The sequence below is a fragment of the Alienimonas sp. DA493 genome, from assembly GCF_043951915.1.
Taxonomy (GTDB): domain Bacteria; phylum Planctomycetota; class Planctomycetia; order Planctomycetales; family Planctomycetaceae; genus Alienimonas.
This window is the reverse complement of the sequence record NZ_JBINJD010000026.1, coordinates 1-14,850: the sequence shown is the minus strand read 5'-3', so window position 1 is coordinate 14,850 and position 14,850 is coordinate 1. Positions and strand designations below refer to the sequence as shown.

General features: G+C 71.5%; 10 protein-coding genes and 1 pseudogene. 4 read left to right on the top strand and 7 right to left on the bottom strand.

The genetic code is table 11. From position 1 onward, the window contains the following. Window positions 1-111: 111 nt before the first annotated feature. The 6 genes from gltX to ACG2DA_RS06140 all read right to left on the bottom strand — a co-directional run bounded on the left by gltX (window position 112) and on the right by ACG2DA_RS06140 (window position 8,462). Window positions 112-1,680: a glutamate--tRNA ligase gene (gltX, locus tag ACG2DA_RS06165; RefSeq protein WP_395254607.1), complete on the bottom strand. Its 1,569-nt coding sequence runs from the start codon at window positions 1,678-1,680 to the stop codon at window positions 112-114. 287 nt (window positions 1,681-1,967) lie between these two features. Beyond that, entirely contained in the window at window positions 1,968-3,323 is a 1,356-nt protein-coding gene (locus ACG2DA_RS06160; protein WP_395254606.1) for an ABC transporter permease, read from the bottom strand. 95 nt (window positions 3,324-3,418) lie between these two features. After that, complete coding sequence (locus ACG2DA_RS06155) at window positions 3,419-4,981, bottom strand: alkaline phosphatase D family protein (RefSeq protein WP_395254605.1); 1,563 nt, start codon at window positions 4,979-4,981, stop codon at window positions 3,419-3,421. Between the two features lie 150 nt (window positions 4,982-5,131). Continuing rightward, window positions 5,132-5,848, bottom strand: coding sequence for an ABC transporter ATP-binding protein (locus ACG2DA_RS06150; protein ID WP_395254604.1), 717 nt, complete (start codon window positions 5,846-5,848; stop codon window positions 5,132-5,134). Continuing rightward, window positions 5,845-7,572: an efflux RND transporter periplasmic adaptor subunit gene (locus tag ACG2DA_RS06145; protein ID WP_395254603.1), complete on the bottom strand. Its 1,728-nt coding sequence runs from the start codon at window positions 7,570-7,572 to the stop codon at window positions 5,845-5,847. Before ACG2DA_RS06145 ends, ACG2DA_RS06150 begins: the two co-directional genes overlap by 4 nt. Before the next feature lie 395 nt (window positions 7,573-7,967). After that, complete coding sequence (locus tag ACG2DA_RS06140; RefSeq protein ID WP_395254602.1) at window positions 7,968-8,462, bottom strand: DMT family transporter; 495 nt, start codon at window positions 8,460-8,462, stop codon at window positions 7,968-7,970. A gap of 227 nt (window positions 8,463-8,689) precedes the next feature. Between ACG2DA_RS06140 and ACG2DA_RS06135 the strand changes: the two genes are divergently transcribed. Next, window positions 8,690-9,712 carry a DUF1559 domain-containing protein gene (locus tag ACG2DA_RS06135; RefSeq protein ID WP_395254601.1) on the top strand — a complete coding sequence of 341 codons (1,023 nt, stop codon included), beginning with the start codon at window positions 8,690-8,692 and terminating at the stop codon, window positions 9,710-9,712. 58 nt (window positions 9,713-9,770) lie between these two features. Then, entirely contained in the window at window positions 9,771-10,286 is a 516-nt protein-coding gene (locus ACG2DA_RS06130) for a carboxypeptidase regulatory-like domain-containing protein (RefSeq protein ID WP_395254600.1), read from the top strand. Window positions 10,287-10,391: 105 nt separating this feature from the next. Here the strand turns inward: ACG2DA_RS06130 and ACG2DA_RS06125 are convergent, their stop codons facing one another. Beyond that, a complete protein-coding gene (locus ACG2DA_RS06125; protein WP_395254599.1) occupies window positions 10,392-12,458 on the bottom strand; it encodes a hypothetical protein in 2,067 nt (688 codons plus the stop codon). Window positions 12,459-12,974: 516 nt separating this feature from the next. On the opposite strand from ACG2DA_RS06125, the gene ACG2DA_RS06120 reads away from it, so the two are divergent. Together ACG2DA_RS06120 and ACG2DA_RS06115 are read left to right on the top strand one after the other, a co-directional pair. Next, on the top strand, window positions 12,975-14,147 hold the full coding sequence (locus tag ACG2DA_RS06120) for a TIGR03000 domain-containing protein (RefSeq protein WP_395254598.1): 1,173 nt from the start codon (window positions 12,975-12,977) through the stop codon (window positions 14,145-14,147). A gap of 404 nt (window positions 14,148-14,551) precedes the next feature. Next, a pseudogene (locus ACG2DA_RS06115) lies at window positions 14,552-14,850 on the top strand (hypothetical protein); the annotation flags it as partial.

Sequence of the window (14,850 nt, the reverse complement as noted above, 5' to 3'; positions counted from 1 at the left end):
GGGAACGATTCGTCCCAGCGGGAAGTCGCCCGGACGCCGGGTGGGGAATGGACCCGGCCGCCCTGCCGCAGGTTCGGGCGCGGACGTATCGCTCTCCCTGCCTGAGCGGAATCAGCCCGCTGCGCGGGTCAGCGCCGCGTCGATTCGTTCCAAACAGGTCTCCCGGCCGACCAGCGCCAGCACGTCGTACACCCCCGGGCCGACCGGCTGGCCGGTGGTCGCGATGCGGCAGGCGTGGATCAGCGTGCCCACCCCCTGCCCGCGAGCCTCGGAGAAGCTTTGCAGTTCGGCCTCCAACCGCTCCGGCGTCCAGTTCTCCGCCGTCAGCGGTTCAAGGCGTTCGGCCTTGAAGTCCCGCAGCAACTCCGGCACGCCCTCCTTGCCAATCCGCTTTTTGAAGGCCTTTTCGTCGTAGGTCACGTCCGGCTCGAACAGGTAGGCCACGTCCAGCACGTCCGTGTAGAGCTTCAGCCGGTCGCCCAGGGCGTCCACCACCCGGCCGACGTACTCCACGTCCACCTTCTCGTAGCCGGCCCGGTGCAGGATGTCGGTGCAGGTGCGCACCTTGTCCTGCCGCGGCCGGCGGCTCATCCATTCGCCCTGGAAGGAGAACAGCTTGTCCGGGTCCAGCCCCGCCGGGTTCTTGACAACGCGGTCCAGGGTGAAGTTTTCCGCGACGGTGTCGCGGCTCATCACCTCGGTGTGGTCGTCCAGGCTCCAGCCCAGCCGGGCCAGGGCGTTGGTGAGGGCTTCGGGCAGGTAGCCCATCTCCTCGTAGAACCGCACCATCACCGGGTTCAGGTCCTCGCCCAGCTCCAGCCCGAGCTTCGGCAGCCGGTCGGCGGCGCTGTCGAACAGCTTGCGGAAGGACTTGTTGTCCCGGTACTTGGAAACGTCCCGCTTGCTCAGCTTGCGGTTGGTGCCCGGGGCGGTGACGAAGGGGATGTGGCCGAACGTGGGGATCGGTTCGCCCAGCGCCTCGAACAGCAACACCTGGATCGGCACGTTGGAGAGGTGCTCCTCCGCCCGGACGACATGGGTGATCTTCATCGCGGCGTCGTCGACGACGCTGGCGAAGTTGTACAGCGGGCTGCCGTCCGCCCGGGCCAGCGCCGGGTCCGGCAGCAGGGCGCCGTCCCAACTGACCTCGCCGCGAACGGCGTCCGTGACCGTGATCGTGCGATCCCGCGGGACCTTCAACCGCACCACGTGGGACTGCCCGGCCTCGATCAGTCCTTCGATCTCCTGCTCCGACAGTTCCAGCGACCGCCGGTTGGTCACGTACGGCTTGCCCTCGGCCTGGGCGGCCTCGCGGTCGGCGGCGACCTCCTCGGGGGAGCTGAAGTCCCGGTAGGCGGCGCCGGAATCCAGCAGTTTTTTCAGGGCCAGCTCGTAGAACTCGCCCCGCTGCGATTGGAAGTAGGGTCCGTGCGGCCCGCCGACCTCGGGGCCTTCGTCCCACTCCAGGCCGAGCCAGCGGAAGGCGTCGAGGATCGGATTGAGGGCGGCGTCGAGGTTGCGGGCCCGGTCGGTGTCGTCGACCCGCAGCACGAACGTGCCGCCCTCGCCGGTGCGCTTGGCGTGTTCGGCCAGCAACCAGCAGAACAGGGCCGTCCGCATGCCCCCGATGTGCATGTAGCCGGTGGGGCTGGGGGCGAATCGCGTGCGGACGGCGGGCATCGGGGAGAGTCGGCGGAGAGGGACGAACGGCGGGCCGGAACCCTACCGAGAGGCCCCCGCGGGTTCGAGGGGGCGGGCTCCGTTCTCCCCTCGCCCCCTTTTGGGAGAGGGGCTGGGGGTGAGGGGGCGGCGACGCCCGATCGCCGTTCCCCGTCCGCCTCGCTCTCCCACCGGTCAGTCACCGTAGAGGGCGCATGCGGGCGAACCGTGCCCCACCCTCACCCCCGGCCCCTCTCCCTCAAGGGAGAGGGGGGGGAAAGACGACTCGCCCCAAGACCCATCCGCCTCTACTCGTGCCGCAGCGCTTCGATCGGGTCGAGCCGGGCGGCGTTGCGGGCGGGGAGGATCCCGAAGATCACCCCGATCCCCACGCTGATCGCGAACGACACCGGCAGACTCCACAGCGCCAGTTGGGGCTCGAGGTCCGTCAGCATCCCGCCCAGCGGGCCGCCGCCGGCGTCTTCGTCGGCGCCGGGGCTGCTTTCCAGCACGAAGGTCTGCACCGCCCACTTCACCCCGCGGAAGGCCAGCGGCGTGGACATGCCCAACAAAATGCCCGCCACCCCGCCGGCCCCGCTGAGCACGATCGTCTCCGTGAGGAACTGCTGCAGAATGTCCCCCTGTCGGGCCCCCAGCGCCCGGCGGATGCCGATCTCCCGGGTCCGCTCCGTCACGGTGGCCAGCATGATGTTCATGATGCCGATCCCGCCGACGACCAGACTGATCGCCGCGATGCTGCCGAGCACGATATTGAATATGTCTTTGATCTGTTCGGCCTGCTCCAGGAGTTCCTGCGGGACGACGACGGCGTAATCCCGCTGCGGGTGCGACAGGGCCAGCGTTTCCCGCACCACGTCGGCCGTGGGCATGACGTTCTTGGCGCCGTTCACCTGCAGGGTGATCTGGTTCAGTTCGACCCGCTCGTAGGTGCTGCCGCCCTGGTTCCGCTGGATGATGAGGTCGCCGATGCGGGTCTCGAAGGTTTCGATGGGGATATAGATGTCCTTGTCGAACTCCTGCCCCGACAGGCTCCCGCCGATCGCCCCGGTGGCGCCGCGGGGGCTGGCGATGCCGACGACCTTGTAAAACACCTCCCCCACGCGAACGCGGTCGCCCAGCGGGTCGTCCAGCCCGAACAGTTGCTGCCGGGCCCCGGCCGAGAGCACGCAGACCGTTTCGGCGCCCAGCCGGTCGCGGTCGGCGATGAACCGGCCGCGGGCGATATTCAAACCGGTCAGGGCGGCGTAGTCCGGGGTCACGCCGACCAGCCGGCCGTTCATCTTCTTTTGCAGGCGGCGGAACTCCTGGGCGGCCTCGCGAATGGGCACGGCCCGGATGACGTTGTCCAGCGCCTCCAGCCGGCGGAAGTCGACCCGCTTCAGTCCGTAGTCGGCCACCCGGCCGCCGCCGCTGTCCCGGGACTGCGGGGGCGGTTTGACGGTGCGGACGATCACGTTGGTCGCCCCCAGCGCGATCACCTGTTTCTGCGCCTGCGCGCTGGCCCCCTCCCCGATCGCCAGCATCGCGATCACGCTGCAGACCCCCAGCACGATGCCGAGCATCGTCAGCCCGCTGCGCAACTTGTGCAGCAACAGACTCTTGAAGGCGAACTGGACGGCGCGGATCAGACCTGCGGGCGACATGCCCCCATCTTACCGCCCCCGCCCGCCCGGACGAACGTCGGTCCGGCCCGCCGACGCCCGGGAACCGCCCGCGGCGCCGGTCAGGCGGATTAGGATCAGGCGGGTTGCAGGCCGGGGCGGCCGTTCTCGACCACGAAGGAGGCCCGCGTTGCGACGGGGCTGCCGGGCTGGGTGACGTACTCCAGCGTGCGGTAGTCCGTGGTCCAGCGGTCCGGGGTCACCTCGCAGCGAACGTAGCCGCGTTCGCCGTTGTAGAACTTCACGAACGGGTTCTCGGCCAGCAGCTCCTCCCCACCCCGGGGCAGGTTTTCCCCGTTCCCGCCGGAGCTGATCGAGGTGCCGACGAACTCCGCGGCGACGACGGGCGATTTCCCGTCGCGGCGGTCCAGCGGCAGGTCGTTGGCGTAGTTCTTGTGGATGTCCCCGGTGAGGACCACCGGGTTGGGGATCTGGCGTTCGTGGAGGAAGTCCGCGATCCCCTGCCGTTCGCTCTCGTAGCCGGGCCACTGGTCCATGGAATACCGCTCCCCCTCGCCCGGCTGGCGGTCGACGGGGGCCATCATCACCTGCTGGGCGAGGACGTTCCAATTTGCGGTCGAGGTCAGCAGCCCCTCGGCGAGCCAGCCGTGCTGCTGTTTGCCCAGCAGGGTGCCGGCGGGGTCGGAGGCGCCGGGGTTGGGCGCCTTCAACCCGTCGCCGGCGGGCTGGTCGCTGCGGTACTGGCGGGTGTCCAGCACGAAGAACTCCGCCAGCCGCCCGAACGGGATCTTCCGATACAGCTGCATGTCCGGCCCGCGGGGCACCGAGGAGCGCCGCAGCGGCATGTGCTCGTAATACGCCTGATAGGACGCCGCCCGCCGGGTGAGGAACCGGTACGGGTCGATCCCGTCCTCCTCGGAGATGCCGGCGGCGTAGTTGTTGTCGAACTCGTGGTCGTCCCAGGTCACCAGCCAGGGGCAGGCGGCGTGCATCGCCTGGAGGTCCGGGTCGGTTTTGTAGAGGGCGTGCCGGTTGCGGTAGTCCTCCAGCGATTCGATCTCCCGCCCCCGGTGGGCCCGCACCCGGTTGTTCGCGGCGGCGTATTCGTAGAGGTAGTCGCCGAGGTGCACCACGGCGTCCAGATCCTCCTTCAACATGTGTTGATAGGCGGTGAAGTAGCCGTACTCGTAGTGCTGGCAGGAGGCGAAGGCGAACTTCAGCCGGTCCGGCAGCGCGGTCGCCTCCGGGAAGGTGCGGGCCCGGCCGACGGGGCTGACGGCGTCCCCGACGGTGAAGCGGTAAAAGTACCAGCGATCCGGCTTCAGCCCTTCGACTTCCACGTGCACGCTGTGCCCGAGCTGCGGCGTGGCGATCGCCGTGCCCTTTTGCACCGGGGCGCCGAAGGATTCGTCCTCGGCGACCTCCCAGCGGACCTCCACCAACTCCGGCGGCATCCCCCCGCCCTCCAGCGGCTCGGGGGCGAGGCGGGTCCAGAGCACGAACCCGTCCGCCGCCGGATCGCCGGAGGCCACGCCCAGCGTGAACGGGTCGTCGGCGAACGTCGCCCGCCGCCGCACGGCCCCCTCCGCCGTCGGGCCCCACCCGGGGACCAACAACGCCGAACCGCCCGCGGCGCCGACCCATTTGACGAAGGAACGACGGTCGAGAGTGCCGGACATAACGCGCTTCGGGAACCGGGAAGGGACGAAAGAGGTTCCCCCGAGCCCGGCGACGCGGTCAACCGACCGCGGAGCCGTCACCAATTCTTCATCTCGATCGCCCCCGACCGGACGGCGGCGCCGGCGCCGTTGGGGCCGGCGGAGACAGGCTCAGCCCGGGAAGATGCCCTCACCGGCGATCTGGCCGTCCTTCATATAAATCGCCCGTTTGGCCCGCTCCGCGACGTTCGGTTCGTGGGTGACCATGATGATCGTGCGGCCCTCCTCGCCGTTGAGTTCCTCGAATAGCGCGAGGATCTCCTCCTCCGTTTTGCTGTCCAGGTTCCCGGTCGGTTCGTCGGCGAGGATGATCTCCGGGTCGTTGACCAGCGCCCGGGCGATGGCGACGCGCTGTTGCTGACCGCCGGAGAGCTGGAACGGCTTGTGGTCCAGCCGCCCGCCGAGGCCCACGCGGTCGGCGAGGGCCTCGATGCGGACGTGGTCCGCGGCGGTGATCTCCCGGCCGCCGGACGCCTCGCTGCGGTAGTGCAGCGGGACCTCGATGTTCTCCAGCACGCTGTACTGGGGAATCAGGTTGTAGCTCTGAAAGATGAACCCGATCAGCCGGTTGCGGGCCTCCGAGAGGGCGTCGTCGTCTAACTGGGCGACGTCGTCCCCGCCGAGGAAGTACTGCCCGCCGGTGGGGCGGTCGAGGGCGCCCAGCAGGTTGAGCATCGTGCTCTTGCCCGAGCCGCTGGTGCCCATGATCGCCAGGAAGTCCCCGCGGGGGATCTCCAGCGAAACGCCCCGCAGGGCGTGCACGGTGATTTCGCCGAGGTAGTAGTGCTTGTGCAGATCGACGATCTCGGCGGCGAGTTCCGACCTCACGGCGTTGCGGCCCCGTCGTCGCCGGTCCGAAGGGCGTCGGCCGCTCCGGCGTCCCCGGCGGGGGCGTCGTTCGCGGGGGCGTCGCTCGAATTCTCCGTGTCGGCGGCGCCCGCATCGTCGGCGGAGCCGCCGGCGTCGGCGTTGCCGATCGGGGGGGCCTCGGCGGCGGTGTCGGCCTCGGCGGCGGCCGCGCGTTCCTGCGCCAGTCCGGTCACCTTGGCGCCGAGCCGCTGCTCTAGGTCGTCCAACTGCTCCGCGAAGTGGGTGCGGGGGTTCATCACGACCTGCTCGCCCTCCTCCAGGCCGCTGAGGATCTCCACGTCGGTGTCGTTCGCGACGCCGATCGTCACCTCGCGGCGCTCCGGGCCGCGGGGGGTCAGGGCGAAGGCGAAGCGTTTGCCGCCGACGCTGACCACGCTTTGCATCGGGGCGTGCAGCACGTTGTCGCGGGCTTCGACGAGAATCTCCAATTCGCAGGTCAGGCCCGGCTTGAGCTTGGGGTCGCCGGGGCCGAGGGGGTCCAGTTCGATCGTCGCCTCGTATTCCTTCAGGTCGCTGCGGAGCCAGCTGCCGTCGACCGGCACGCTGGAGACGGCCGTCACCACGCCGCGGAACTCCCGGTCCGGGTAGGCGTCCACCCGGGCGACCGCCGGCAGGCCAGTGCTGATCTGGGAGATTTGGGACTCGTGAATCTTGGCGTCCACCTTGATACGCGACAGGTCCGGCAGCTTGATCAGGTCCTGCCGGGGATAGACGGTGGCGCCCTTCTCGACGGGCTGGTCATCGCCGCGGCGGCTTTCCTGGGAGACGTACACCACCTCCCCGGCCTGCGGGGCGTAGATGCTGGCGGCCTCCAGCTGACGTTTCGTCTTGGCGAAGTTGGCCTGCTCCACCTCGAGCGTCAGCCGGGCCGCCTCCAACTCGGCCTGGGCCTGGGCGAGGGCGGCCTTAGTCTGGGCCGCGACCCGTTCCAGGTTCCGCTCCGTCTCGGTCTTGGTCTCCCGCAACTCCGCCAGCGTGCGGGGCTTGGTGTACTGTTCCAGCACGCGAAGGCCCTCCCGGGCGGCGTTCACGTCGATCTGGGCCTGGTTGACCGCGATCCGCTTCGTCTCCACCTCGTTGAGGGCCTGGTAGCCCTTCTTGGCCATCCGCTTGCTGAACTCGTAGTCCTCCTCCGCCTGCGAGAGCGTCTCCCGGGCGACGGACAGTTCGCCCTCGAGCTTCTGGCGTTCCTGCTCGTACTCGCCGTCCTCGTACTTGGACAGGTCCAGCGCGGCCAGCGTCTTCTCCAGCCGGGCGGTGGCCATGTCGGATTCGTTCTGCTTCAGAACGATTTCGAGGTTCTGGGTGGCCGTCTCGAACGCCGCCTGGGCCTGCGTGACCTTGAGCTGGTCCTCCTGCAGTTCCTCCTCAATGGGGACGGCGTCGAGCTGGACGATGAGGTCCCCCTCCTCCACCATCGTGCCGGCCGGCAGCAGGGAGACGATCGTGGTGCTCTCGCCGGTCTCGTTGGAGAGCACGACGCTGTTGACCGCGTCCAGTTCTCCCTTCTCGCGGACGGTAACGCGGAACGGCCCCCGCACCACGGTTTGCGGGGAGTAGCGGGTCAGATCCTCCTCGGCGCCCACGAAGCCGGCGAACAACCCGCTGTAGGCCAGCGCCGCCAGCGCCGCGCAGACCCCCAGCCCGATCAGAACCGCTTTGTTCAGCGAACCCTGCTTCAAGGAGCCCCGGGTTCGTTTTGGGCGGCGGGTCACGTCGGGCGCCTCAGGCGATGGGGTCAGGGGGCCGCGGCGGAGGAACGCCGCGGGCGGGGGAGGGTAGTCTACCCGCCTCGGCGGGTGCGGGGAGGGGAACGCAGCGGGCGGACCCGATCTTTTCAACCCCGGACGGTCCCGATCGTTCCGGTCGAACTCGTCGCCCGCCAGCGTCCGGGGGCGGAAAAGTCGCGCGAAGGCGAAACCGCGGGGAGGAGAACCGTTCGCCGGGGGCGTCCTTCACCCCTTTCCCCGGGCAACTTCTTTCCCGGGCTTTCCAGGGCACCTTCTCCCTCGGGCAACTTCGGTCCCCCGAACGTGTTCCCCGGCGACTTCTCCGGGCTCCTTCCCCTTCGGGCCCGTCACCCGCGGAGGACCATCACGACGCCGCCGATCATCAGCGTGACGCCGAGCAGCCGCACCCAGGTGGCCGGCCGCACCTCGTAGCCGGCCAACCCCCAATGATCGAGGAGCACCGCGCCGCCGAGCTGGGCGACGATCATGATCCCCAGCCAGGCCCCGGCGCCGACCCGGGGGGCGAAGATCAGGCTGGCGGTGACGAGGAACGCCCCGATCGCCCCGCCGGTGAAGGTCCACCAGGGGGCGTCGGCGTAGTCGGAGGGCTTCGGCAGCGACCGGGCGATCAGCAGGCAGGCGACGATCGAACAGGCCAGCCCGACGGTGAAGCTGGTCAGCGAGGCGTGCAGCTTGTGGCTGAGGATCTTGCCGAGCGTGCCGTTCACCCCGGGCTGACAGGCCAGGGCGAAGCCGGAGATCGTCCCGGCGACGATCGCCGCCGCCAGCACCCCGACGCCCGGCCCCGGAGCGACGGCGAGCGGCGGAACGCAGACGGGCATCGGGCGGGATCTCGGCGGGGGGCGGCGCGGTCGGGAGGCCGCACAGCCTATCGGCCGCCCGTCCGCCCGTCGCCGGCCCCGTTCCGCCCCGCCGGCCTCGGTCCGGTCCCGTGCGGGCTCGTTGATTCATCGTTTGTTCACTGGAACCTCGCCGTCTTTACGCCCCCGCGGACGATCCTTCCCCCGCACCGAGGCCCTTTCCTTCGCCCCTGTTCGGTCCGTTTTCTATGCGCCGTCCGTCGCTCCGCTCCAGTTCCCCCCCGCCCCGCCGCGTCGGCTTCACGCTGATCGAACTGCTGGTGGTGATCGCGATCATCGCGATTCTTGTTTCGCTGCTGCTCCCCGCCGTGCAGCAGGCGCGCGAAGCGGCCCGCCGCAGCCAGTGCCAGAACAACCTCAAACAGATCGGGCTGGCGATGCACAACTACCAAAGCTTACACAAGGTCTTTCCCTTCGGCTGGAACACCATCGGGGCCGGCTGGAGCGCCATGCTGTTGCCGCAACTCGACCAGCAGCCCCTGTACGACTCGCTGACGTTCACCGAAGGCGGCGACGGCAACTGGCGGAGCGGGTCGGCGAACACGACGGCCTGCGAAACCGTGCTGGCGTCGATGCGGTGCCCGAGCGCCAGCTTCGAGGAGCACCTGAACTACAACGACTTCGACGCCCGCAGCCCGGTCTCCTACCGGGCCTGCGCCTCCAGCGAGGTCTGGCTGGACGACCCCAAGAGCAAGAGCAGCTACAACCCCGAACCGCCCTACGACGGCTGGGTCGACCCGCGGCCGGACGAGGCGGACTGGCACAGCTTCAACCACCCGCCCCACAACGGCATGTTCTGGGGAAACAGCGACACCAGCTTCAAGGACGCGAAGGACGGCACGACCTCGACCGTGCTGATCGGGGAGTCGTGGTGCGAACCCCGGTTCGTGCAGGACGGGCAGGGCATGGACTACTGGGCGATCGGCTCGCCCCAGGCCGACCCGTACCGGCACGACTTTTCCAAGTCGAACAACTCCGGCACGGAGTTCACCGAGTTCGTCGGGTCCACCGCCGCCCCGCTGAACGCCCGCCTGAAGCCGCAGTTCGACGGGTTCCAGATGGAAGCCTCCTTCGGCAGCGAGCACCCTGGCGGGGCGTTTCTCGGCATGGTCGACGGATCGGTCCAGTTCCTCTCCGAGACGATCGACGGCCGAACCTATCAGGCGCTCGGCAGCCGTGACGGCGGCGAAGTGATCGACGGGGCGTTCTGAGCCGCGGCCCGTTGCCGCCCCGCCTCTTCCCCGCTTCCTCACGCCCCCGTTCTGCCCGATGACCGTCCGACTCGCGCCCCGCCCGCCGCACCTCCTTTCCCGGTTCTCCCTGCTGACGGCCTGCGCCGTCGTTCTCGCCGCGGGATGCGACCGCCCTTCCGCCGACTATGACGGCCTCCAACTCGCCGACGTCTCCGGCGTCGTCACGATAGACGGCGAGCCCCTGCCGGGGGCGGTCGTGCGGTTCTATAAAGCGGGCGATCGCGTCCGCTACGCCTACGGCGAGACCGACGCCGAGGGCCGCTACTCCCTGCGGTACAACTCCGAAGCCGAGGGCGTCTCGCCCGGGAAGAAGGACGTGGTGATCTCCACCGCCCTGTCCGGCCCGGAGGTGCAACGGAAAGCCGGCCCGGAGCGCGTTCCCGCCCGCTACAACCGCGACACGGAACTGACCCGCACCGTCGAGCGGGACGGCTCGCACACCTTCGACTTCGCCCTCACCTCCGACGGCGAAATCGCCGAACCGCGCGCCGGCGACGAGGAGGAAAACGAGAACGCCCCCGGCGAGGGCTGACCGCGGCGCTCGGGGCGAGCCGCGGCGGGCACGGCCCGGCGGCTCGCCCTCACGGGTTCCCTCCTCGCCCCGGTCGCTCGCCGGCGCGGTCGCTCACCGGCCCGGTCACTCTTTGATGCGGGCCAGGATGGGGATGCGAGCGGCCCGCATCTCCTTGGCGAGGTCGCGGTCGCGTTCCCAGCGGGCGACCGCCGCCAGGCGGTCCGCCGCGGCCTGTGAGGCGCCGACCTCCGCCAGCAGCTTCGCCGCTTCCCGCCGGACCTCCAACGTCTCCGCCTCCAACAGGGCCAGCGCCGCCGGCTCGGCGGGGGCGCCGGGCTGACGGACGGCTCCGACGACCCGCTCCGCGGCGCCGGGCACGTCCGCCAGCGGGGCGAGGGCGGCGGCGGCGGCCGGATCGTCCTCGATGCGGTCCACGACCGCCGCCACGGTCGACTCCTGCGGCGGACCGCTCGCGGCGGCGGCCTGCCCGGCTTCGGCGTACTGCTCCGACGTGAACGACCACCGCAGCAGGGCGGAGAACAGGTCCGGCGAGAACCCGGCTCCGGACGAACCGGACCCGCCGCCCCCGAACGGCTCCCCCCCGTCGTTCCCGCGGCGGAACGGGTTGTCCTCGGACAGCGGTCGCCCGACGGGTTCGTTCGGCCCGGCGGGTGCGTTCTGCGCGTCTCCCCCCTGCTCCGGCATCGCGGCCAGCAGCGCATCGCGGATCGCCCCCGCCTCCTCCGGCGCCTCGGCGTCGGGAGCCGGGGAGACGGCCGACAGGAACCGGGCCGCGGTGCGGCGGGCCTCGGGAGAACCGCTCTCGATCGCGCGCAACGCCCAGTCGCGGGGCGCCTCGCCGGGGGCGGGGGCGGCGTCGGCCGGGCCGCCGCCGGAAGCGTTCTGGCGGGCCGTCAGGTCGAACGCCCAGCCGACCGCGTCCCCGTCCGCCGGGGGCGGCAGCGTCCGCGGGCCGGCTCCCGACTCCGCCGTCGCCGCCAGCACGTTCGGCAGGTCGGCCTGGCCCGCGGCGCTCGCCGGTGGGGGAAAGGTCGCCGCCGCGGGGCTCTGCGGGAGATGCCGGCGGGCCGCCGACAGCCACGCCGCGGGGTCCTCCACCGGCCCGGCGACGATCAGGTAGGCCGTCGGTTCCGGCTCGGCCGCCGCCCGGGCCGCGGCCTCGGCGGCGTCACGGCGGTTGGAGCGGTTCGAGCCGGCGGCGTCCCGGGCCGCGGGGGCCTCGTCCGGCCGGGGCAGCAGGCCGACGGTCCAGCCGGCGGTGCGGGTGTCCGGCGTATCCGGGTCGCCGTCGGGGCCGAGGGCGAAGGCGTCCCGCCGCACGGCCTCGGCGGTCGTCGCCGGGGCGGCGGGCGCCTCGACCGGCCGGTCGGCCGCTTCGCCGCCGCCGAACGGATTGCTGTTGAACGGGTTCTCGCTGCTCCGGACGCTCGCCCGCCGCGTGCGCTCCGCGTCGCCGGCCTCGCCGTCGGCCCCCCGCGCGGCGGACACGGAGGGCACGCGGAGCGTCAGCACGGCGGCGGGGGTCGGGACGCCGGCCTCCGTCAGCCAGTCGTCCAGCAGCGCCGCCGCGTCGACCCGCACCGCGGCAGTGCGGGAGATTGCGAAGTCCTCCGCCTCCGGCCCGGCGACGGGCTCGGCGGGGGTGAGGAACTCCGCGGCGCCGGCGGCGTCCGCGGGGTTCTCCAGGTCGGCCAGCAGCACGACCGGCGGGGCGTCCGCAGTTTCCCCTCTTAATAACAGCGGGGCGGTTTCCGAGGGGAACGCCTCCGCCAGGGCGTCCCGAACCAGCGCCGCCAGCCCCGGCAACGCGGGGTCGACCCCGAGCACCTGCACGGTCGCGGTGCGGTCCGGGTCCGGCGAGGGACTGGCCGGCAAGCCCAACGCCACCCGTCGGTCGCGCACCGCCCGCCGACCGGCGACCTCCGCGGAGTCCGCCCGGCCGCCGCTCGCCGTACGCAGAGTGGAACGGGACGCGCCGCGGTCCGGGGTCGCGGACCGAGCCGGGGCCGCCGGCGCCGGGGTCGACGCCCGGGCCGGCGCCGGCGCCGCGGCGGCCGCCGCGGGGGCGACGGCGGGCTGCGACTGGCCGACGACGGTCGCCTCCCCGCCGCACCCGGTCAGCAAAACCCCCGCGGACAGCGCGGCGCCGGCGACCAGACGGGAACGCATGGCAACGACGTGCATGGATGGACGGCGGAAAGAAATAGGCATGGACTGATGCTAACCCGTTCCCCTCCTGGACGCCGCAGGTCCGCCGGGGGTTCCCGCGTTCTTGCCCTGTCCTTCGAGGGGTCGCGAACGCGACGGCCACGGTTCAGTCCGCTCCCGCCGCCGCACGCCCGTCCGGCCCCGGCGGAGCGGTCCGACGGGGTCGGGCGGCGGGAGCGGCCGGGGGCGGCGCCGGACGCGGGGGAGAAACCCGGCGGGCTGACCGGGGGGATTCGGTCGTGCGGGCGAAGGCGAGATTCCGGGCGATCGCGACGCCGGCAGCCCCTTGCGAGGGCGCCTTCGCCACGCGATCCTCCTATCTTACGCAGTCGCCCCGAACGGCGTCGTCTTCACGCTCGACGCCAAACGCTGCGGGGCGTGGCGGTTCTCACTCACCCCTCGATTTTCATCTGGTCGGAGACAGTTCCCATGGTACGGCGGGCACTCGGAGTTTTGGCGGCGGCGGCGGTGTTCGCCGTGGCCGCACCGGCTGACGCCGGGCTGTTCGGTCTGTTCGGCGGCCACGGCAGCTCCGGCGGATACGGGTCCTACGGCTCCTCCGGCGGCAGCTACTACGGCGGGTCCTCCGGCGGTTACTACGGAGGCTCCAGCGGCGGGTCTTACGGCGGCTCCAGCGGCGGCTCCAGCGGCGGCTACTACAGCGCCGCGAGCTACTACGGCGGCTCCTCCGGCGGCAGCTACTACGGCGGGTCGTCCGGCGGGTACTACGGGGGCTCCAGCGGCGGGTCGACCGGCGGCGGGCTGTTCGGCGGCCGCGGGCTGTTCGGCGGCCTGTTCGGCCACCACCGCAGCCACGGTTCCTCCGGCGGGTACGGCTCCTACGGGAGCTCCGGCGGCTATGCCACCTACTACGGCGGCGGGTACGGCTCCTCCGGCGGGTACGGCTCGTACGGCTCCTCCGGCGGCTACGGGTACGGGTCCTACGGCTACTACGGCGGGTACGGGGCGATCGACGGCCCGTCCTACCTTGGCGGCTACGGCACGTACTACGGCGGATCGTACGGCTCCTACGGCGGCGGCTACGGCACGTATTACGGCGGCGGCTACGGCTACGGCTACGGCGGCCTCGGCCTGTTCGGCGCCGCGACCCCGGTCGCCTCGCCGGTCGTGGCCTCCCCGGCCGTCCCCGGCGCCCTGCCGGCCGGCGTCGCCGGCCCGGTCGCCCCGGGCGTGGAACTCGCCGCGGAGGAACGGGCCAACGGCGCCGTCCGCACCGCCGCCAAGGTCGTGCAGCGGAACGAGACCCGCGCCCAGATCGTGATGAACCTGCCGGCCGAGGCCACCGTGACCCTCGTCGACGAGCCGATGGGCGGCGAAGGCCCGGTGCGGATGTTCGAGAGCCCGGACCTTGAGATCGGTCAGGCGTACGCCTACCCGATCACCGTCACCCTGCCCGTCGAAGGCGCCGACGCCCCGCTGAGCGTTGAAGCCGTCCAGGTGGTGCGGGCCGGCGTGCGGGTCGAACTGACGGCCGCCGTCGTCGACGGCGAGTTGAAGCTCGTGCAGACCCCCGGTCAGGTCGGCGTCCCGCCGCTGAAGACCGCCACGGACAGCCCGAGCGATCTGGACCTGAACGCCACGGAAACGGACGAACCGGCCGCGGCCGACGATCGCGTCGCCCTGCGGTAGCGGCGTCGGCGACGCGGCTGCCGCGCGGCGGCGTCGCAGAGTCGAGAACCCCGTCCGCCGGCCGGTCCCGCCACCGCGGGGCCGGCCGGTTTCCGTTCGGAGGCCGCGCCCGGCCGTACCGCCCGATCCCACAACGGACCAAACCGCGACGGACCAAACCGCCCCGTCCGACCGGGGGTTCTCCCAGCCCCGCTGCGGTGTCAAACCGGGTTTCCTGCGAAGCGCGCCCGTCCGGGGGCGGCGCCGCCCCGCCGAGGCTTGCAGCGCCTCCCGGTCACCGTCACCCTTACATCTTACCCAGCCGACCTCGGCGGCGTAGGCGCCGCAACTGAACGGCGTCTCAGCGACGCCCGGCGGTTTCGGCCCCCACCCCCTGACTCACCCCCCTGCCGGAGAAGGTTCTGATGTTGAAACGAGCACTTGGAGTTCTCACCGTCGCCGCGGCGTTCGCCCTGGCCATCCCGGCGGACGCCGGCCTGTTCGGTCACAACAACGGCTCTTCCGGCGGCGGCGGCGGCCTGTTCAGTCACCATAACAACGGCTCCAACGGCGGCGGCGGGCTGTTCGGTCACCGCAACAACGGCTCCAACGGCGGCGGCCTGTTCGGTCACCGCAGCAACGGCTCCAACGGCGGCGGCCTGTTCGGCGGCGGCCTGTTCGGTCACCATAACAACGGCTCCAACGGCGGCGGCGGGCTGTTCGG

What these genes read in the sequence shown, in the direction of transcription:
- gltX (WP_395254607.1), bottom strand. Translation starts at nt 1,680, where the DNA reads ATGCCCGCCGTCCGCACGCGATTCGCCCCCAGCCCCACCGGCTACATG.
- ACG2DA_RS06160 (WP_395254606.1), bottom strand. Translation starts at nt 3,323, where the DNA reads ATGTCGCCCGCAGGTCTGATCCGCGCCGTCCAGTTCGCCTTCAAGAGT.
- ACG2DA_RS06155 (WP_395254605.1), bottom strand. Translation starts at nt 4,981, where the DNA reads ATGTCCGGCACTCTCGACCGTCGTTCCTTCGTCAAATGGGTCGGCGCC.
- ACG2DA_RS06140 (WP_395254602.1), bottom strand. Translation starts at nt 8,462, where the DNA reads ATGCCCGTCTGCGTTCCGCCGCTCGCCGTCGCTCCGGGGCCGGGCGTC.
- ACG2DA_RS06135 (WP_395254601.1), top strand. Translation starts at nt 8,690, where the DNA reads ATGCGCCGTCCGTCGCTCCGCTCCAGTTCCCCCCCGCCCCGCCGCGTC.
- ACG2DA_RS06130 (WP_395254600.1), top strand. Translation starts at nt 9,771, where the DNA reads ATGACCGTCCGACTCGCGCCCCGCCCGCCGCACCTCCTTTCCCGGTTC.
- ACG2DA_RS06125 (WP_395254599.1), bottom strand. Translation starts at nt 12,458, where the DNA reads ATGCGTTCCCGTCTGGTCGCCGGCGCCGCGCTGTCCGCGGGGGTTTTG.